13 protein-coding genes and 1 pseudogene are annotated in these 18,801 nt (G+C 74.8%); 7 read left to right on the forward strand and 7 right to left on the reverse strand.

Annotation, left to right across the window (positions count from 1 at the left end):
* Positions 1-369: 369 nt before the first annotated feature.
* Both ABT232_RS14810 and ABT232_RS14815 read left to right on the forward strand, forming a co-directional pair.
* Entirely contained in the window at positions 370-954 is a 585-nt protein-coding gene (locus ABT232_RS14810; protein WP_351840241.1) for a hypothetical protein, read from the forward strand.
* 139 nt (positions 955-1,093) lie between these two features.
* On the forward strand, positions 1,094-1,924 hold the full coding sequence (locus ABT232_RS14815) for an IclR family transcriptional regulator (protein ID WP_351840243.1): 831 nt from the start codon (positions 1,094-1,096) through the stop codon (positions 1,922-1,924).
* Between the two features lie 148 nt (positions 1,925-2,072).
* Here ABT232_RS14815 and ABT232_RS14820 read toward each other — a convergent pair whose 3' ends face one another.
* From ABT232_RS14820 to ABT232_RS14835, 4 genes are all read right to left on the reverse strand, one after another.
* Positions 2,073-6,704 carry a hypothetical protein gene (locus tag ABT232_RS14820; protein WP_351840245.1) on the reverse strand — a complete coding sequence of 1,544 codons (4,632 nt, stop codon included), beginning with the start codon at positions 6,702-6,704 and terminating at the stop codon, positions 2,073-2,075.
* A 69-nt stretch (positions 6,705-6,773) separates the two neighbouring features.
* Positions 6,774-7,655, reverse strand: coding sequence for a hypothetical protein (locus tag ABT232_RS14825; protein WP_351840247.1), 882 nt, complete (start codon positions 7,653-7,655; stop codon positions 6,774-6,776).
* A gap of 31 nt (positions 7,656-7,686) precedes the next feature.
* Positions 7,687-9,213: a hypothetical protein gene (locus ABT232_RS14830; protein WP_351840249.1), complete on the reverse strand. Its 1,527-nt coding sequence runs from the start codon at positions 9,211-9,213 to the stop codon at positions 7,687-7,689.
* A 271-nt stretch (positions 9,214-9,484) separates the two neighbouring features.
* A complete protein-coding gene (locus tag ABT232_RS14835) occupies positions 9,485-10,189 on the reverse strand; it encodes a GntR family transcriptional regulator (RefSeq protein ID WP_351840251.1) in 705 nt (234 codons plus the stop codon).
* Between the two features lie 129 nt (positions 10,190-10,318).
* Here ABT232_RS14835 and ABT232_RS14840 point away from each other — a divergent pair, with 129 nt between their 5' ends.
* The 5 genes from ABT232_RS14840 (at position 10,319) to ABT232_RS14860 (ending at position 14,964) form a co-directional block, all read left to right on the forward strand.
* Positions 10,319-11,620, forward strand: a complete 1,302-nt coding sequence (locus ABT232_RS14840) for an MFS transporter (RefSeq protein WP_351840253.1) — start codon at positions 10,319-10,321, stop codon at positions 11,618-11,620.
* A 29-nt stretch (positions 11,621-11,649) separates the two neighbouring features.
* Positions 11,650-12,519, forward strand: coding sequence for a putative hydro-lyase (locus tag ABT232_RS14845; RefSeq protein ID WP_351840396.1), 870 nt, complete (start codon positions 11,650-11,652; stop codon positions 12,517-12,519).
* A 182-nt stretch (positions 12,520-12,701) separates the two neighbouring features.
* Complete coding sequence (locus ABT232_RS14850) at positions 12,702-13,460, forward strand: LamB/YcsF family protein (protein WP_351840255.1); 759 nt, start codon at positions 12,702-12,704, stop codon at positions 13,458-13,460.
* Positions 13,457-14,098, forward strand: a complete 642-nt coding sequence (locus ABT232_RS14855; protein WP_351840257.1) for a 5-oxoprolinase subunit B family protein — start codon at positions 13,457-13,459, stop codon at positions 14,096-14,098. The genes ABT232_RS14850 and ABT232_RS14855 overlap by 4 nt, the downstream gene beginning before the upstream one ends.
* On the forward strand, positions 14,095-14,964 hold the full coding sequence (locus ABT232_RS14860; protein WP_351840258.1) for a 5-oxoprolinase subunit C family protein: 870 nt from the start codon (positions 14,095-14,097) through the stop codon (positions 14,962-14,964). Before ABT232_RS14855 ends, ABT232_RS14860 begins: the two co-directional genes overlap by 4 nt.
* Before the next feature lie 13 nt (positions 14,965-14,977).
* On the opposite strand, the gene ABT232_RS14865 is transcribed toward ABT232_RS14860, so the two are convergent.
* From ABT232_RS14865 to ABT232_RS14875, 3 genes and pseudogenes are all read right to left on the reverse strand, one after another.
* Positions 14,978-15,826: an SGNH/GDSL hydrolase family protein gene (locus ABT232_RS14865; protein WP_351840260.1), complete on the reverse strand. Its 849-nt coding sequence runs from the start codon at positions 15,824-15,826 to the stop codon at positions 14,978-14,980.
* Positions 15,827-16,104: 278 nt separating this feature from the next.
* Positions 16,105-17,250, reverse strand: a pseudogene (locus ABT232_RS14870) (glycosyltransferase); the annotation flags it as partial.
* Positions 17,247-18,374 carry a glycosyltransferase family 4 protein gene (locus tag ABT232_RS14875; protein ID WP_351840262.1) on the reverse strand — a complete coding sequence of 376 codons (1,128 nt, stop codon included), beginning with the start codon at positions 18,372-18,374 and terminating at the stop codon, positions 17,247-17,249. The pseudogene ABT232_RS14870 and the gene ABT232_RS14875, both read right to left, overlap by 4 nt.
* Positions 18,375-18,801: the final 427 nt, after the last annotated feature.

The raw sequence follows: 18,801 nt of genomic DNA on the forward strand, positions 1-18,801 counted from the left end.
ACAAACGGCGCGAGCCTACTACCGACGCACAGGTATCTCGAAGGGTGTTCCGGAACCCGAACTTCCGTACTGGCGGCCCTTCATGGGGAGTTGTCGGGTCATTGCGGGAGATTGCCGCCCCGATTCCGCCGACCCGCCTACGACGGCAACCTGTGGGCTTGACCGGACGATTGGCCGGAATTTTTCGCTGATGGGGAATCTTCGACGAGCGCCGTTCGTCCTTCATGACAGGGAATGGGGGCGGAATCGGCCACAGGAGCCGCATCCTGCAACCGGGCAGCGTAAATCAGCGCAAGCCGGGCAGCCACTGGAGAGTCGGGTCTTCGGACCGGGGCGAGCGGTCTGCTGGCGGTGGGGAGTGACACGGTGATGGGCACGGCGGAGCGGCGCGAGACGCCCGCGAAGAGCACGGTGGCGCACAGGGTGGCGGAGCGACGCGCCAAGGTGCCGGATGGCGACATTCCGGCGGGCGCGCAAGCGCACGACGGTGCGGCTCGGACCGTGGGAGCGGTGAGCGCGGCGTCCGGGTCCGGTGAGTCCATAGGCGCCCAGGAGCGGTCGGCCTACCGGCCGTTGTGGATCGAGGAGCCCGCGCGGCGACGGCGGCTGCCTGACCCGGTGCGGACGGCCGCCGTGCGGGCGGTGCTCATCATCTCGGTGACGCTGATCCAGGCGATGGTGGCGTTCCTGTGCACCATGGCCGGATCCTGGCTGGCGTTCCCCATGGTGCTCAGCAGCGTGGCGAGCACGGTGGTGGCCACCTGGAGCGTGCTCGACGTGTGGGTGACCCGGCAGGTGTGGAACCAGCGCAACGGCGTGGTGTCGATGCCGAGCAGCACGGCCCGCGCGCTGCGCCGCGAGCGCCGCCGGGCACGACGACAGGCCAGGACCGCCGAACGGACACGGGAGCGGATGGCCCGGCACGGCGGCGCGAAGCGGCTGTCGCACTCCTGAACGGCCGCGCCGGCGGGTTGCTCGACGGTTTTCTCGTCGGCGCGGTGGCCCAGGGGCGTTCCTGAGCGGCTTGCGCGAGGGTGCCCGGGCCTCGTCCCGCCGCCCCGCCGTGCTCCGAGCCCTTGGGTAGAGTCGGGCCATGGCCCGCACGCAGAAGCAGTCCGATCACGCCGCGGGCGGAGTCGGGAACGCGGCGCAGCAGGGCCGCAGGAAAGCACCCGGCGCCGTGCAGTCGGTGGACCGCGCCGTCAGTGTCCTGGAGATCCTCGCCCGCGTCGGCGAGGCGGGAGTCACCGAGATCGCCGACGAACTGGACGTGCACAAGTCCACCGCGTTCCGGCTGCTCGGCGTCCTGGAGAACCGCGGGCTGGTGGCCCAGGCCAAGGACCGCGGCAAGTACTACCTGGGCGCCGGCGTCCTCCGTCTGGCGGGGGCGGCGGCCGTGCGGCTGGACATCTCGCAGGAGGGCGTCCCGGTCTGCCGGGCGCTCGCCGACGAGCTCGGCGAGACCGTGAACCTGGCGATCCTGGACGACGACGCGGCGGTCAACATCATGCAGGCCCGTGGCACCGCCGCGGTGACCGCGCAGAACTGGCTCGGCCGGCGGACGCCGCTGCACGCCACCTCCAGCGGGAAGGTGCTGCTCGCCCATATGCCGCCGGCTCCGCGTGAGGACCTGCTGGCCCGCCCGCTGCCCCGCTTCACGGAACACACCGTCACCGACGCGTCCGCGCTGCGCGCCGAGCTGGAGGCCGTGGTCGAGCGGGGCTACGGGCTCACCGTCGAGGAACTGGAGCTGGGACTCGCCGCCGCGGCGGCGCCGGTCCGCTCCCACGACGGCACGGTGATCGCCGCGATCAGCGTCTCGGGACCGGTGTACCGGCTGAACGCGGAGCGCCTGCGGGAGTCGGCCGAGCGCACGGCGGCGGCGGGCGCCGAGCTGTCCCGCCGTATGGGCTACGGCTTCTGACGGTCACTCAGGACGGCGCTCGGGGAGCCACCGGCGCCTGTGCCGCGACTCCCCCGCTCCTCCTCCCCCGGCTCACTTTCCCGCTCTCGCTCTCGCCGGGGCCCGTCGAAGGCCCGCCCTCGCCCTCCCGCTCTCGCCCGGCCCGCTGTCAGACCGGGCGCTTGTACATCCGGGTCGCCGTGATCTCGCTGTGCACGGCCTCGCCGGCCTGGGGCTGCTGGGGCAGGCCGGGGCGGAGATGCTCCTCCACGCTGATGTACTTCAGGCCGGCCCGCAGATCCGCGTCGTTGCGCAGACGGATGACCAGCGGGAACTCGGCGAGCGCGGTCGTGTCGAACAGGCCGGTCGTGTACAGGAGCTGGACGCCGAGCGCATCCGACACGGCTCGCTGGAGCTCCAGCAGGTAGGTGGCGTTGGCGCGGCCGATCGGGTTGTCGAGGAACAGCGTGCCCGCGTGGCGGTGCTTGTCGCGGCCCCGGTCGTTCGAGCGCAGCGCCGCCATCGTGCAGTACAGGGCGATGGCCGCGGTGAGCAGCTGGCCGCCGGAGAACACGTCACCCATCTGGCCGACGGGGACCCGCTCGGCGCGCAGTACGGCGTCCGGCTTGAGGATCTCCACGGCGACGCCCTTGGGCTGGAGCGCGGCGGCGACTCCGCGCAGCAGCAGGGACATGCCGTCGCGGCGCAGGTCGGAGTTCTTCTTGACGGCGGCCCGGGTGGCCTCGTCGATGACCTCGCCGAGCCGTTCGGTGAGGGTGGCGGCGTCGGGCTCCTCGAAGCGGATCCGCAGGAACTCCTGTCCGGACCACTCGCCAAGCCCCTCCGGCAGCCGGGACAACCGCTGCGCGGAGCGCAGGGTGGCCAGGGCCGACTCGACCAGCCCGCGCAGCCGGTCCACGATCGAGTCGCGATTGCGTTCCAGCTGCGCCAGCTCGTCGGTGAGGACGCGCAGCCGGGGGGCGAAGGCGTCGGCCCAGCGCTGGGCGTGCTCGGGCAGGGCGGCGGCGGGCAGTTCGCGGATCTGCTGGCGCGCGGGGGTGCGGACCTGCTCGTAGCGGGTGGAGTTGGCGTGCCGGACGAGGATGTCGCTCGCCTCGCGCACGGCGGCCTCGGCCGCGGACAGGTCGGCGGCGCAGCCGCGCAGCGACCGGCGGGCCTCGGCGGCGGACTGCCGGGCCTCCTCCAGGCTGCCCGGGTACGGCTCTGGCTGCTCCTGCTCGTCCTCCGGGGTGTGCTCGCGCAGCAGGTCGCGCAGGAGCGCGGCGATCTCGTCGAAGCCGCCGGCCGCGTCCTCGGCGGCCCGGTGGGCGGCCAGCAGCTCGGCGTGCGCCTCGCGGGCCTGGGCCAGTGCCTCGGTGCGGGAGGCGAGTTCGCCGGTGGCGGTGCGCAGCAGCGCCTGGGCGTGCTCGGCGTCGCGCGGGAGCAGTTCCTCGGGCAGCTCGGTGTGCGCCTCGCCGTCCTCCGGCGCGTGCCGTTCGGCCTCGCCGCGCAGCCGGCCCAGCTGCTCGCTGGCGGTGGACATCCGGGTCTCGAGCAGCTGCACCAGCTCCTCCGCGCGGGCGGCGGCGGCCTGCCGGGACGGCCCGTCGGACCCGTCGGGCGACTGGAGCAGCTGCTCGGCGCGGGTGCGGACCTTGTTGCTGAGCCGGTCCAGCTCGGTGCGCGCCCCGCTCTCGTCGCTCTCCGCGCGGGCCTGCTCGGCCCGCAGATCGGCGCCGACGCCGACCTTCTCGTACACCTGGGACGCCGCGCGGTAGGCCTCGCGCAGGGCGGGCAGCGACGCCTTCGGCGTGTCGGCGTCGTCCTCGGGTACGTCGTCGGGGGCGCCGGCGATCTCCGCGCGCTCGGCGCGCAGGGCGCGGGCGGTGCGGCGGGCGTCGTCGGCGGCGCGCTGGGCGGCACGGCGGTCCTCGTCGGCGGCGCGGGCGCGCTCCAGGCAGACCTGGGCGCGGGCCTCCGACTCGGCGCCCTCGTCGGCGAGTTCGCGCAGTTTGACCTGCCAGCCGGCCCGCTCGCGCAGCCGGAAGGCGAGTCCGGCGAGGGCGTCGGCGGCCCGTCGGGCCTTCTGGGCGGCCTCCTGCTTCTCGTCGCGGACCTGGGCCGCCTCGGCGGCGGTCTCCTCGGCCTCCGCCCGCGCGGTGCGGGCCTCGGCCAGCTCGGCCTCGGACTCCTCGGCGAAGGCGCGGGCCTCCAGGGCGGCCCGGGCGAGTTCGGTGAGCCGTCCGGCCGGGCAGCCGGTGCGCCAGGAGGCGAGCCGGGCGGCGAGCTCGCGGTCCTTGCCGAGCCGGGCCGCGAGGCCGCGGATCTCCTCGTCGCGTTCGGTGGCGCGGGCGCGCAGTGCCTGCCGTTCCTCGTCGGCGGCGTGCTCGTCGTGCATGGCCGGGTTCGGCGGGACGAGGAAGACGTCCCCGGTGTCGGCCTCGGGGGCCGGTGTCGGGGCCAGCAGGGCGGCGGCGGTGCCGACGGCGACGGCGGAGCGGGGCAGCAGGGCCGCGTCGCTCAGCGCCTCGCGGGCGCGGGCGTGCGAGTCGGGGTCGGTGATGATCACGCCGTCGACGAGTTCCGGCCGGGCGGCCAGGACGCGGGCGTGGTCGGCGGGGTCGACGGCCTGCGCGAGGTAGCGCCAGCCGGGCAGCGCGGGGATGCCGTGCTCGCCGAGGTACTCCACGGTGGCCAGCACGTCCGGGCCGGGCGGCAGCAGGCCGCCGTCGCCGAGCGCGCCGAGGATGCGGGAGTCGTCGGCGGCGGCGGTGCGCAGTTCGAAGAGCTGCCGTTCGGCGGAGGAGACGGCGTCGTCGAGGAGTTCGCGCAGTTCGTCGGCGAAGCGGTCAAGTTCCTCGGGGGTGAGGGTGCCCTCGGCCGCCGTGGTGCCCTCGTCGCGGGTATCACCGCTGGTGCGGGGGCCCGGGACCAGGGCGCGTGCTCCGGCGGAGGCGCTCGGCAGGCTCAGCAGTTCCGCCAGCCGTTCCTCGGCGGCCAGGGCCGCGGCGGTGCGTCGCTCGCCCTCGTGGGCCCGCTCGGCCGCGGTCGCCGCGTCCGCCGCGCGGGCCGCGGTGAGTTCCGCGCGGGACTCCGCCGAGGCGGCCTCGCGGGCGTGCTCGGCGGCCCGGCGGGAGGCCTCGCGGGCGGTGTCCCAGGCGGCGACGGCGGTCTTCTCGGCGTCGCTCGCTGCGAGGGCGGCGCGGGCGGGGTCGGCGTCGGGCGCGGTGTCGTCGAGCCAGCCCGCGCGGACCGCCTCGGCGGTCTCCTGCTCGACCTCGGTGAGCCGCTGGCGCAGGTGGCCGGCCTCGCTGCGGGCCCGCTGGGCGTCGGTGGCGGCGGCGGTGGCGTCCCGGTGGGCGGCCTCGCCGACCTCCTGGAGCGCGGCGGAGCGCTCCTCCTCCTCGTTGGCCAGGGTCTCGGCGCTCTCCGCGGCGGCGTGCAGGGCGCGGACGAGGTCGACGGCGGCCTTGGTCCGGGCGGCGAGGGCGGGGGCGGCGTCCCGCTCCGCCTCCTGGATGGCGGCGGCCACGCGCGCGACCCGGTCGGCGGCGGCGCGGTGGCGCAGCACGGCCTCGGCGGCCTGCCAGGCGGCGTGCAGGGTGCGCGCGTCGGCGAGTTCGCGTTTCTGCGCGGCGGCCGACTTCTCGGCGGCGGCGAGCGCCAGGGAGGCGTGCCGGTAGGCGAGTTCCGCGGTGATCAGGGCGCTGCGCTCGCGGGCGCTCTCCGCGTGGGTGACAGCGTAGGCGGCGGCCGTCACCCGCTGGGCGAGGTCGGCGGCCCGCACCCGCTCCTGGGCGCCGCGCGCGGACAGCCGCCGGGCCAGCGTGCGGGTCCGCCGCTCGGCACCGTTGTGCACGTCCCGTGCGCGCGAGCGTGTCTCGGCGGCCTCCACGATCCGTCCGAGGAGGTCCACCGATCCGGCGGTGAAGTCGCGTTCGGCGATCAGTTCGGCGCGCCGGCCGAGCTTGTTGCCGAAGCCGCTGACGAGGTCGGCGAGCCCGTCGGTGTCGCGGGTGTCCGTGACGGCGCGCAGCAGCAGGTCGGTGAAGTCGGAGTCCTTCTTCACGGCGAACAGGCCGGCGGCCTCGCCCTCGTCGGCGTTCATCTCCCGCTGGTAGCGGAAGAGTTCGGGGTCGAGGCTCAGGTCGCCGAGGTGTTCGATCCACCGGTCGTGGATCTCCTCCCAGTGCACCTCCAGGTGCGGGTAGGCCTTGCCCGCCTCGGTGAGCGCGTCCCGGAAGCCCTTCATGGTGCGGCGGCGGCCCAGGGCGCCGGACTGGCCCTCGGCGGACGGCCGTACGGCGGTGGACTCGGCGACGGGCAGGTTGTCCAGGGAGAGGCCGGGGCCGGGCCGGAAGGAGTACCAGGCCTCGGCGAACTTCCGCGGGTCGTTGGAGACCTGGCGGCCGCGCCACTCGCTGACCTTGCCGACGACCACGCACTCGCCGGTCTGGACGTGCTGCCACTCCAGCGCGACGTGCCCGCAGTCGTCGGCGAGCAGGAACTTGCGCAGCACGCCGGAGCTGGCGCCGCCGAGGGTGTTGCGGTGGCCCGGCAGCATCACCGAGAAGATCAGCTTCAGCAGGACGGACTTGCCGCCGCCGTTCTCCAGGAAGAGCACGCCGGCGGGCGCGGGCCGCCGCGGGGGCCCGACGGGCTCCTCCTCGAAGAACTCCGCCTGGGTGGGTGCGGGGTCGGGCACGGGCCGGCCCACACCGCGCAGGTCAAGCACGGTGTCGGCGTAGCGCGCACCGGCGGGTCCGATGGAGTAGAGACGGACCCGGGACAGCTCGTACATGGCGGACTCTCGTAAGTCTTCGGCAGATCGGGGGGTGGCGGTGGTGCGGCGGGGGGCGGGCGGGGCGGCTCAGCCGGAGTGGAACGGCAGGCCCGCGTCGGCCACCAGGTCCAGGTCGTCGGTCTCGTCGGCGGGCAGCAGGGTCGGTGTGCCGTCGGTGACCGGGACGATGCCGAGTTCCAGCAGCTCGGCCAGGGCGGCGCTGCCGGCCAGGTCGCGGACCTGGAGCTGGTAGCGGGCGGTCGTGCGGTAGGTGCCGCCGTTGTCGTCGCCGGTGCGCTGCAGGAAGCCGGAGTCGGTGAGGAAGGTGACGGCCTTGGCCACGATGCCGGTGGTGGACGCGGCGGGCCGGCGGGCGTCCTTGGTCGCCCCGGTGGCGCTGCGTCTGGCCCAGATCCGCCAGGCGGCCTCCAGTCCGGGGGCGTCGGTCGCCGGGTCGGTGTTCTCGCCCTGTTCGGCGGCCCGCTCCTCCAGGCGGCGGCAGGCCTGGCGGACGAAGGCGTCGACGCCGTTCACGGTGACGCGTCCGATGTAGCCGTCGTCGGCCAGGTCCTCGGGGCGGGGGAAGGCCATCGCGGCGACGGCGAGATGCGCCAGCCCGTGCAGGAAGCGGTCGCCGGAGTCGGCGGCGGTGCGACGCGCGTAGTCGCCCATGCGCACCGCGAACACCGAGTCCTCGGCGGCCGTCACGGCCATGCCCGCGCGCGGGGACACCTCCAGGACGACGAGGCCGAGGCCGGCGGCGACGGCGTCGGCGAGCCGGGCGAACTGGGGGTCCTCCCGGTAGCGGCGCAGCAGGTCCGCGTACTCCTGGTCGCGGGCGGGCAGCAGCTTGGGCTGCAGCCCGAAGGCGACGAGCCGCGCCGCGTCGGCGGCGTCGGCGGGGGTGACGGGGGCCTGCGCCGACGGGGCGGTCGCCTCCGGCTCGCTCCACTCGACGTGCTCGGTCACGGTCGGTGCTCCTTGTTGCGCTGCTGCTGACTCATGCTGCTTCACTCCTGTCCGCGGCCATCCCGGCGGCGTCCAGCAGGGCGGTGCCCACTATGAGGTCGGCACCGCCGAACTCGGGGTCGTCCAGCTCCGTGCCGTCGTCGACGGCGAACAGGAGCTTCTGCTCGCCCTGGCGGTAGGCCGTGCCGACCGGCGGGCTGGCCGCGTGCACCGCCAGCAGGGCGACCAGGTAGGGCAGATCGGGGTCCTGGCGGCGCGCCTCGGCCAGCAGCCCGGACAGCCGGCGCGGCGCGTCGGCCGGCAGGTCCAGCAGCTCCATCGCGGCGGCCAGCTGTTCCTCGCTGAAGCGGCTGTCGTCCGGGGTGGCGATCAGATCGGGCTCGGGCATCTCGGCGCCCAGGTGCTCGCGCTCGACCGGCGGCGTCAGCAGGATGTCCACCAGGTCGCCGACCCGGACCGACACCGGTGTGCGCAGTCCGGTGCCCTTGGCGAACCAGGCGTCGGTGACGCGCAGCGCCTCCGCCACGGGCAGCGGCAGCACGGGGGCGACGAGGTGGCCGTAGAGGTCTATCCCCGAGGTCGAGGCCGGTGCGGCGAAGGCCTGCCGGTCCTGCTCGGCGCGGAACAGCGGGCCGGCCTCCAGCAGCCGGGACTGGAGCTGGGTGTGGCGGCGGATGCAGTCCTTGACGATGTCGACGAGTTCGGCGGCGCGCCGCTTGTGCTCGGGCTCCTCGGACTCGTCGCGGGCCTTGCGGATGTTGGTGAGGATGGCGTTCTCGTGGCGGTAGCGGTCCGCGACGTGGTCCAGGGCCTCGGCGATCATGTCGGGCACGGCTTGGAGCCAGTCCACCGCGCGGACGTTGCGCCGGGTCGCGTCGAGCGCCTTGCGCAGGGTCTCGGAGTACTGCACGGTGCGGTACCGGGCCTGCTCGGCGGCGAGCTGGGCGTCGGCGAGGCGACCGCGGCTGATCAGCACCTCCAGCTTGACCTCGGCGGCGATCTGCGCGCTGGTGACATCGGTGTCGAGGGCGCCGACGAGGACGTTGACCGCCTCGTCAGTGGTGCGCAGGTAGACGCTGCCGCCGGGGCCGGGGACCTCCTCGATCAGCTTGAAGTCGTAGTCCCGGCGGACGTAGCTGCCGTCCGAGGCGAAGGTGCCGTACACCGCGCGGAAGCCGCGGTCGACACTGCCGACGTTGATCAGGTTCTCCAGGACCCAGCGGGCCACCCGCTCGTGCTCGGCGGTGGGCCGCTGCGGGGCCTGGGCGGCGATCCGGGGGACGAGGCGGGCGACGACCTGGTCGTGGTCGGCGCCGGTGTCGAAGTCCATGTTGAGTGTGACGAGGTCGATCGCGGCGAGGGCGACTTCCGCCATCCCGTACACCGAGTACTCCCCCGCGAGGTTGGCCTTGCGCGCGTCGAGGTCGTGCAGCGGCGCGGTGCAGGCGAGCGCGCGCAGCCGCCGCGCCAGCCCTTCGTCGGCGGCCGGGCCCAGGGCGGGGCGCGGCCCCGCGCTGAGCTGGGGCGGAACGCTGTCCGTCGATGCAGGCGAAGTCACGGTGCACAGACTAGGTCCTCGGTCTGACATCGACCCAAACGACGCAGATGGGCCCCGGCGTAGCGGTCGTCACACCGGGCCGGGACGACGCGCCGACCACCCTGCGTCACATCGAGCGCATGGAGCGCATGGAGCGCATGAAGCGCATGAAGCGTATGAAGCGCATCGAGCCCCGCCGGGCCCCCACGAGAGCCGCCCCCTCGCACCGAGCCGGGTGGGCCCGCCCGCGAGAGCCGTCAACCTCACACGGAGCCGGGCCGGGCCCAACCCGCTAGCCGTCCTCCCCGACCCGTCGCCGGTACACCTCGACCACCTGCTCCAGCGAGTCGTCGAGGTATCCGGCCAGCAGCCGCTCGGCCTCGGTCCGGTCTCCCGCCTGAAGCGCCCCGAGAATTCCGACATTTCGCGCGATGTACGGCTCGTGCAGTCGGCGGGGCTCGTCCACGACGTGGAAGGCCAGCCGCAGTTCGGCGAAGACGCTGCGCATCAGCTCGTCGGTGCGCTCGCTGCCGGCGAGTGCGACCAGCTCCCGGTGGAAGTGGATATTGGCCGTACCCACCGCTTTCCAGTCACTTTCGCGGGCCGCCCGCCGCCCCGCCTCGACGACCGCGGCGAGCGAGCCGAGGTCGTACGGCGGCTCGCCCAGCCCTCGGACGACGGCGCATTCGACGAGCCTGCGGGTGCGGTAGATGTCCTCGACGTCCTCGACGGTCAGCACCCGGACGAACACCCCGCGGTTCAGCTCGTGCACGAGCAGCCGTTCATGGGTGAGCAGGCGGAACGCCTCGCGCAGGGTGTTGCGGGAGACGCCCAGCGCCCCGCCGATGCCGTCCTCGGACAGCCTGGTCCCGGGCGGGAAGTACCCGTCGGCGATACGGCTCCTGAGGATGTCCGAGACCCGCTCGGCGGTGCTGGTGCGCCCGAGGAGCGCGCGGTCGCCGGCCAGTCCGGCCGGTCCGGTCAGCTGCTCTGCCATGCCCGGAATTCAAGCGCAGATACCGGAACGGCACAACGGGAGTATTGAAGGATCGTTGAACGATCCTCTACGTTGCTGTGCGTTGGCTCATCTCTCAAGCACCCTCCGTCCTCTCCTTGCGAGGTGCCCATGAGCACGACCCCTCCACCACGGCCCGTGACCGATGACATCCGCACCGGCGCCGGTGAACACCCCCCTCAGGAAGCCGACTCGGGCTGGCTGCGCGCGCTCGGGCCGCGCGGCAGGCGCGCCTTCGCCGGCGCGTTCGGCGGCTATGCCCTGGACTCCTACGACTACTTCACGCTGCCGCTCAGCATGGTCGCGCTGGCCGCGTACTTCGGCCTGGACAGCGGCCAGACCGGCCTGTTCACCACCGTCACCCTCGTCGTCTCCGCGATCGGCGGTGCCCTCGCGGGAGTGCTGGCGGACCGCATCGGCCGCGTCAAGGCCCTGATGATCACGGTCATCACCTACGCGGTCTTCACCGTGGCCTGCGGATTCGCGCCCAACTACGAGACCCTGCTGGTCTTTCGCGCCCTCCAGGGCCTCGGCTTCGGTGGCGAGTGGGCGGTCGGCGCCATCCTGGTCGCCGAGTACGCGAGCGCCCGGCACCGCGGCCGCACCCTCGGCGCCGTCCAGAGCTCCTGGGCGGTGGGCTGGGCGCTGGCCGCGATCGTGTACACCGCCGTGTTCTCGTTCCTGGACGACGACCTGGCCTGGCGGGTGATGTTCTGGACCGGCGCGCTGCCCGCGCTGCTGGTGATGTGGATGCGGCGCCGCGTGCACGACGCGCCCCAGGCCGTCGCCGTACGCGAACACACCGCGCGGAAGGGCACGTTCGGAGAGATCTTCAAGCCCGGCCTGTTGCGCACCACGGTCTTCGCCGTGCTGTTGTCCACCGGTGTCCAGGGCGGCTACTACACGCTGGCGACCTGGGTGCCGACGTACCTCAAGACGGAGCGCGATCTCTCCGTCGTCGGCACCGGCGGCTATCTGACGTTCCTGATCTCCGGCGCCTTCCTCGGCTATCTGACGGGCGGTCATCTCACGGACCGGCTGGGACGGCGGCGCAACATCTGGCTGTTCGCGCTGCTGTCGGCGATCTGCATCCTGGCGTACGCCAACATCCCCAGCGGCGCGAACACCCTGCTCTTGGTGCTCGGTTTCCCGCTCGGGTTCTGCATGTCGGCGATCTTCAGCGGGTTCGGGTCCTTCCTGAGCGAGCTGTACCCGACGGCCGTGCGCGGCACCGGCCAGGGCTTCACGTACAACACCGGCCGCGCGGTGGGCGCCGTCTTCCCCACCACGGTCGGTTTCCTCGCCGACAGCTGGGGGGTCGGCGGCGCGCTGGTCTTCGGCGCGATCGGCTACGGCCTCGCCGCACTGGCCCTGCTCGGCCTGCCGGAGACCCGCGGAAGGGAACTCACGTGAACGAGCCGCACCCGCCCATCACCGCCGCCGTGACCTCCAGCGCGGTCGCCCCCGCCACCACCACCGCCACCGTCGCCACAACCGCCACCGACGACCGCCCCCTCACCCTGGTGGACGAGCACGCGCACGCGTGGAGCCCGGAGAACGCCCGGGCCCGCTTCCGCGCCGGGCTCACCGGCCCCACCGCCGGAGTCGCGGCCGGCCACACCCAGGTGAACCTGATCTCGGTGCCCGAGGACTGGGCGTACGACATGCTGCTGTTCTGCCAGCGCAACCCCAAGCCCTGCCCGGTGCTCGACGTCACCGACGCGGGGGCCACCGCCACGGTGCTCGCGGACGGAGCGGACCTGCGCACCGACCTGCCGCGCTACCGGGTCTGGCAGGACGGCGAACTGGTGGACGAGCCGACGGACGTCCTCGGCCACTGGCGCGACGACCTGGTGTCGTTCCTGATCGGGTGCAGCTTCACGTTCGAGTGGGCGCTGACCGCGGCGGGCGTGCCGATCCGCCATGTCGAGCAGGGCCGCAACGTCCCGATGTACGTCACCGGCCGCCCCTGCCGGCCCGCCGGGCGGCTGCACGGCCCGATGGTGGTGTCCATGCGCCCGGTGCCGCCGGAGCACCTGGCGGCGGCCATCCGGGAGAGCAGCCTGCTCCCGGCCGTGCACGGCGGCCCCGTACACTGCGGCGACCCCTCGGTACTCGGCATCGACGACCTCGGCCGGCCCGACTTCGGCGAACCGGTGACGGCCGAGCCGGACGACATCCCGGTGTTCTGGGCCTGCGGCGTGACCCCGCAGGCCGCGGTGATGGCCTCGCGCCCGCCGTTCGCGATCACCCACGCACCGGGCCAGATGTTCCTGACCGACGCCCGCGACGAGCAGTACCGCGTGGCGTGACCGGCACGGACGGCTCGGCGGTCCGGCGGTCCGGCGGTCCGGCTGAGACGGTCCGACCGGGCCGTCCGACCGGCGACCAACACCACCCGACCAGCAAGAGCGATCCGCACCACCCGACCGGCAACAGCGATCCGCACCACGCCACCAGCAAGAGACCAGCAAGAGACCAGCAAGAGGGGACCATGACCGCGATCGATCTGAACGCCGACCTCGGCGAGGGCTTCGGCCGCTGGCGGCTGACCGACGACGAGCAGCTGCTGTCCGTCGTCACCAGCGCCAACGTGGCCTGCGGCTTCCACGCCGGGGACGCGGCCACCATGCGCCGGGTGTGCGAGCTGGCGGCCGAGCGCGGGGTGACGATCGGCGCCCAGGTCTCCTACCGGGACCTGGCCGGGTTCGGGCGGCGCTCGATGGACGTGCCGCCCGACGAGCTGACCGCCGAGGTGGCCTACCAGATCGGCGCCCTGGAGGTCTTCGCGCGCGCGGCCGGCGCCCGCGTGGCCTACGTCAAGCCGCACGGCGCCCTGTACAACCGCGTGGTGCGCGACGAGCGGCAGGCCGCGGCCGTGGTCGACGGCGTGCTGCTGGCGGACGCCACGCTGCCCGTGCTGGGCCTGCCCGGCTCGCGGCTGCTGGAGCTGGCCGCGAAGGCGGGGCTCACGGCCGTCACGGAGGCGTTCGCGGACCGCGCGTACACCGAGCAGGGCACGCTGGTGCCGCGCGGGCAGGACGGTGCCGTGATCACCGACCCGGAGGCCGTCGTGGAGCGGTCGGTGGGGCTCGCCCGGTCCGGGACGGTCACCGCGCACTCCGGCGCCCCGATCGAGGTCCGCGCGCGGTCCCTGTGTCTGCACGGCGACACACCCGGCGCGGTGGAGCTGGCGCACCGGGTGCGGCAGCGCCTGGAGGCGGCGGGCGTGCGGGTGGAGGCCTTCGCATGAGGGTGCTGCCCGTGGGCGAGGACGCGCTGCTCGTCGAGGTCTCCTCGGGCGAGGAGGCGCAGGCCCTCCACGCGGAGCTCCTGCGCCGCCGCGCGGAGGGCTCGCTGACGGTCCGGGAGATCGTGCCGGCCGCCCGTACGGTCCTCCTCGACGGCCTGGCCGACCCCGGCCGCCTGGCCGCCGACCTGGCCACCGCCGAGGTGCCGCCCGCGCCGCCGCGCGCGGAGGCCGCCGTGACGATCCCGGTCCGCTACGACGGTCCGGACCTGGCCGAGGTGGCCGCCCACTGGGGCGTTGCTGAGCGTGAGGTCGCGCGCATCCACGCGGGGACCGAGTTCCGCGTCGCCTTCTGCGGCTTCGCCCCCGGTTTCGGCTACCTCACCGGACTGCCGCCGCGCTACGACGTGCCGCGCCGGGCCACGCCGCGCACCGCGGTGCCGGCCGGCGCGGTGGCCCTGGCCGGTCCCTACACCGGCGTCTATCCCCGGTCGTCGCCCGGCGGCTGGCAGCTGATCGGCAGCACGGACGCGGTGTTGTGGGACCACGCGCGCGTACCGGCCGCACTGCTGGCGCCGGGCACCCGGGTGCGCTTCGTCCCGGCGGAACCGGCCGGGGCCCGCCGGACGGGGGCGGCATGACGGACCGCGCGCTCTCCGTCGTACGCGCCGGAGCACTGACCACAGTCCAGGACCTCGGGCGTCCCGGCCACGCCCACCTCGGGGTGCCGCGCTCCGGTGCGCTGGACGCGCCCGCGGCGGCCCTGGCCAATCGGCTGGTCGGCAATCCGGCCACGGAGGCCGTCCTGGAGACGACCCTCGACGGCTGTGCCCTGCGTCCCCGGTCGGCCGTCACCGTGGCGGTGACCGGCGCGCCCTGCCCGGTGACCGTGGACGGTCGGCCGACCGCCTGGAGCGCGCCCGTCCACGTGCCCGCCGGCGCGGTCCTGGACGTCGGCGCGGCCACGGCAGGAGTACGCAGCTATGTCGCCGTCTCCGGAGGCGTCGCCGTCGAACCGGTCCTCGGCAGCCGCTCCACCGACCTGCTGTCGGGTCTGGGCCCGGCTCCGCTCACGGACGGCGCGGTGCTGCCGCTGGGCGTCCCGAACGAGCCGCACGCGCGCGTGGACGTCGCTCCCCGCCCGGCACCGCCCGCCGTACTCGTCCTGCGGGTGACCCTCGGCCCACGGGACGACTGGTTCACCCGGCGGGCGCTGCGCACCTTCACCTCCGGCGCGTACCGGGTGTCCGCGGCGAGCAACCGCATCGGCCTGCGCACCGAGGGGCCCGCTCTGGAACGGGCCCGGGCGGGTGAGCTGGCGAGCGAGGGCATGGTCCTCGGGGCGGTCCAGGTCCCGCCGGACGGCCGCCCGGTCGTCTTCCTGGCCGACCATCCGACGACCGGCGGCTATCCGGTCGTCGCGGTCGTCCACCCCGCCGACCTCGCGGCAGCCGCCCAGGCGGTCCCCGGCATCCCGCTCCGCTTCGTCGCGGTACGCCGCCGCTGACCGGCCCGGGCTGCTACGCGGCCTCCGCCTCCTCCCGCACGCCCAGCCCTTCCAGCGCTCCCGCCACCGCGTGCGCCGCCCGCAGGTCGAGCCGGGCACTCGTCCCGCGCGCGTGGTGCCGCATCTCGTCGGCGGCCAGGTGCAGCAGTTGCGGGAGCAGGTCGGTGCAGCGCCGGGCCACCCAGCCGGTGCCCGCGGTGGCGAGCCACCACAGGCCGGCCGCCCTGCCCGGTGCCGGGGAGTCGGGTTCCGTCGAGGGCGCCGCGCCAGTCGCGAGGCCGGTCCGGGACAGGAGGGCGTGGAAGCGGGCGGCAAGCTGCCGGTGGCCCCGCTCACCGGGGTGCAGCCGGTCCGCGCTCCACATCGCCCGGTCGCCGATCCAGTCGCCCTCGCAGGCGTGCAGGTGCACCGCCCCGTAGCGCTCGGACAGCGCGTGGACGACGGTGTTCACGGCCCGCTGCCTTCGGGCCAGCGGACGGGCCAGCGCGCCGGGCAGGCCCAGCAGGGCACCGGGATCGGGCAGGCAGGCGGTCAGCAGCACCGCGCCCTGCCCGGTGAACGCCGCGTACACCTCGTCGAGGCGGGTGGCCACGCCGTGGATGTCGAAGGTGCGGCGCAGGGTGTCGTTGACGCCGACCACCACCGAGACGAGGTCCGGTCGCAGGGCCAGTCCGGCGGGCAGCTGCGTCTCCCGCACGTCCCGGGTCTGCGCCCCGCTGACCGCGAGGTTGGTGAACCGCACGGGTTCCGGGGCGAGCCCGGCGGCGAGCAACGCGGCCCAGCCGCGCCACCCGGCCCGCACCGGATCGCCCACTCCTTCGGTCAGCGAGTCGCCGAGCGCGACGAAGCGCAGCGGTCTCATCCGACGCCCTCCGGGGCCACGGGCGCGAGGGGCAGCAAGGGGGCGAGGGGCTGGTGGGGCCCGAGGGGCTCCTCGGGCCGGAGGGGCTGGTCCGGCTTGAGGGGCTGGTCCGGCTTGAGGGGACGGCCGCTCGCGGTCGTGTCGTGAACGGCGGTACGGTCCCGCAACGCTGAAGCGGGCACAGCGGGACCGACCCGTCCCACCGCACCAGGCACGGCCGGACGGACACCTACCCCCACGTCGGACACGACAGGACGAACCCGTACCCCCACGTCGGACACGACAGGACGAACCCGTACCCCCGCGTCGTGGGCGGTGAGGAACGCCTCCACCGCCGTACCCCACCCGAAGCACTCCGCACGCGCGCGTGCGGCCTCGCGCCGCTCCCGCTCGGGCCGCTCCAGCAGCGTCTCCACGGCGTCCGCGAAACCCTCGCCGTGGTCCGCCGCGACGGCCCCAGCGGACCCGACGACCTCCGGCAGCGCGGACGACGCGCTCACCGCGACCGGCGTCCCGCACGCCATGGCCTCCAGCGCGGCGAGACCGAACGTCTCCGCGGGCCCCGGGGCGAGGCAGACGTCGGCGCTCGCCTGGAGCGCGCCGAGCAGCTTGCGGTCGGACAGGTGCCCGAGGAAGGCGACCGGCAGGTTCCGCTCACGAGCCCGCTGTTCGAGCCGCCCGCGCAGCGGCCCGTCCCCGGCGACCACCAGCACCGCCCGCCTGCCCCGCCGGCGGAGCGCCGCCAGGGCGTCCAGCGCGACGCCGGGCCGCTTCTCCACGGACAGCCGGGAGCACATCACCAGCATCAGCTGGTCCACGCGCGCGTGGTGTTCACGCACCGCCGGGTCCCGCAGCGCCGGGTGCCGGTCCGTCAGGTCGACTCCGAGCGGCGCCCGCACGACGTTGCGGGCCCCGATCCGGACGAACTCCCGCTCGGCGAACTCCGTCGTGCACACGACCCGGGAGTACGCGTGGGCGGTCCGGGTGTTCAGGGCGTCGGCGGCGCGGCGGGCCGTGCCCTCGGGGAGCCCCCAGGTGCGCAGCACCCCGTCGGCGGTCTCGTGGGAGACCATCACCGCGGGCACCCGGGCGCGGCGCGCCCACCGGCCGGTCCAGCGCAGCGTCGTACGGTCGGAGACCTCCAGGCGGTCCGGGGCCAGGTCCTCCAGGAGGGCGGCGACGCCGCGGCGGTCGGTGAGGACGCGGTAGCCACCGGTGCCGGGCAGCAGCGGTCCGGGCAGCGTGATCACCCGGCCCTGATCGGTGTCCTGGTCGGTGTGGCGGTCGCCCGGCACGATCAGGACGGGTTCGTGCCCGGCGGCCAGGAAGCCCTTGCCCAGTTCGCGCAGGGCGGTGCGCAGTCCGCCGGAGGCGGGTGCGACGAAGTTGGCCAGCCGGACGATCCGCAGCGGGGTGTCGCTCATGCCGCCAGCACCGCCTTCCGCGCGGCGAGCACGTCCTCGTAGTGCTCGATGAGCCGGTCCCCGACGGCCGCCCAGGTGCGCCCCTCGACCGTCGCCCGCGCGGCGGTGCCGTACGCGGCGCGCAGCCCGGCATCGGCGGCGAGGACGGCCACGGCGTCCCGTACGGCGTCGGCGTCGCGCGGCGGCACCAGCAGCCCGGTGCGGCCGTGGTCGACCAGGTCCAGCGGGCCGCCGGCGGCGGGCGCGACGACGGGCACCCCGCTGGCCATGGCCTCCTGGACGGTCTGGCAGAACGTCTCGAAGGGGCCGGTGTGCGCGAAGACGTCGAGCGAGGCGAAGATCCGGGCGAGGTCGTCACCCGTGCGGCGGCCCAGGAAGGCCGCGCCGGGCAGCACCTCCTCCAGGCCGGGCCGGCTCGGCCCGTCACCGACCACCACCACCTTCACGCCCGGCAGCGCGCAGACCCCGGCCAGCAGCTCGACCTGCTTCTCGGGGGCGAGCCGGCCGACGTAGCCGACGAGGAGTTCGCCGTTCGGGGCGAGTTCGCGGCGCAGCGCCTCGTCCCGGTGGCCGGGGCGGAAGCGCGCGGCGTCGACCCCGCGCGGCCACAGCCGCACCCGGGGCACGCCGTGCGCCTCCAGGTCGCCCAGCGAGGCGGTGGACGGCGCGAGGGTGCGGTCGGCGGCGGCGTGCACGGAGCGGATGCGCCGCCAGGCCGCGGCCTCGCCGGCGCCCATGTAGGTGCGGGCGTATCCGGCCAGGTCGGTCTGGTAGACGGCCACGGCGGGGACGCCGAGCCGGGCGGCGGCGGCCATGCCGCGCGCACCGAGGACGAAGGGGCTGGCCAGGTGGACGAGGTCCGCGCGGTGCCGCAGGAGCGCGGCGGCGAGGCGCCGGCTGGGCAGGGCGACCCGGACCTGGGGGTAGCCGGGGAGCGGCAGCGAGGGGACGTGGACGACCGGGCACGGCGCGAGGGCGTCGGGCCGCTGTCCGGGAGCGGGGGCCGGGGCGACGACTAGGGGAGCGTGACCGCGGTCGACGAGGTGCCGGGCGGTCTGGAGCGCGCAGTGGGCCACGCCGTTCACATCGGGGGGAAAGGATTCGGTCACGATGACGACACGCATACGGGTGTTGTCGCCGCGCCGGACGTGGCCACGTCAACGTGGATCTTTCCGGCCGAGGAACGTCCCATGAGCGTTGCTCGCGCACCCACGCGGGCAGGAATCCTGTCACACGGGTCTGCCCCGCGGGTCACCGCACGTTCACATGCCGGGTTTGTGCGGCCCGGCCGACAGCCGAGGCGTCCCCTCTCGGCCCTGCTTCAATCGCGATCGCCTGCTTCAATCGCGATCGGCTACGAACGCTCGCCACGAGCCCGTCGGCCGCCAACCGCCGACTGCGATCAGCCCAGCTCGGTCCCGATCAGCTCGGATCGACTCGGATCAGCTCGGATCGACTCGGATCAGCTCGGATCGACTCGGATCAGCTCGAATCGGCTCGGATCGGCTCCGTACGTTCACCCTCAGCCCGCCGACCGTCACCCAGGATCAG

Source organism: Streptomyces sp. NPDC001532, from assembly GCF_040298625.1.
Classification (GTDB): domain Bacteria; phylum Actinomycetota; class Actinomycetes; order Streptomycetales; family Streptomycetaceae; genus Streptomyces.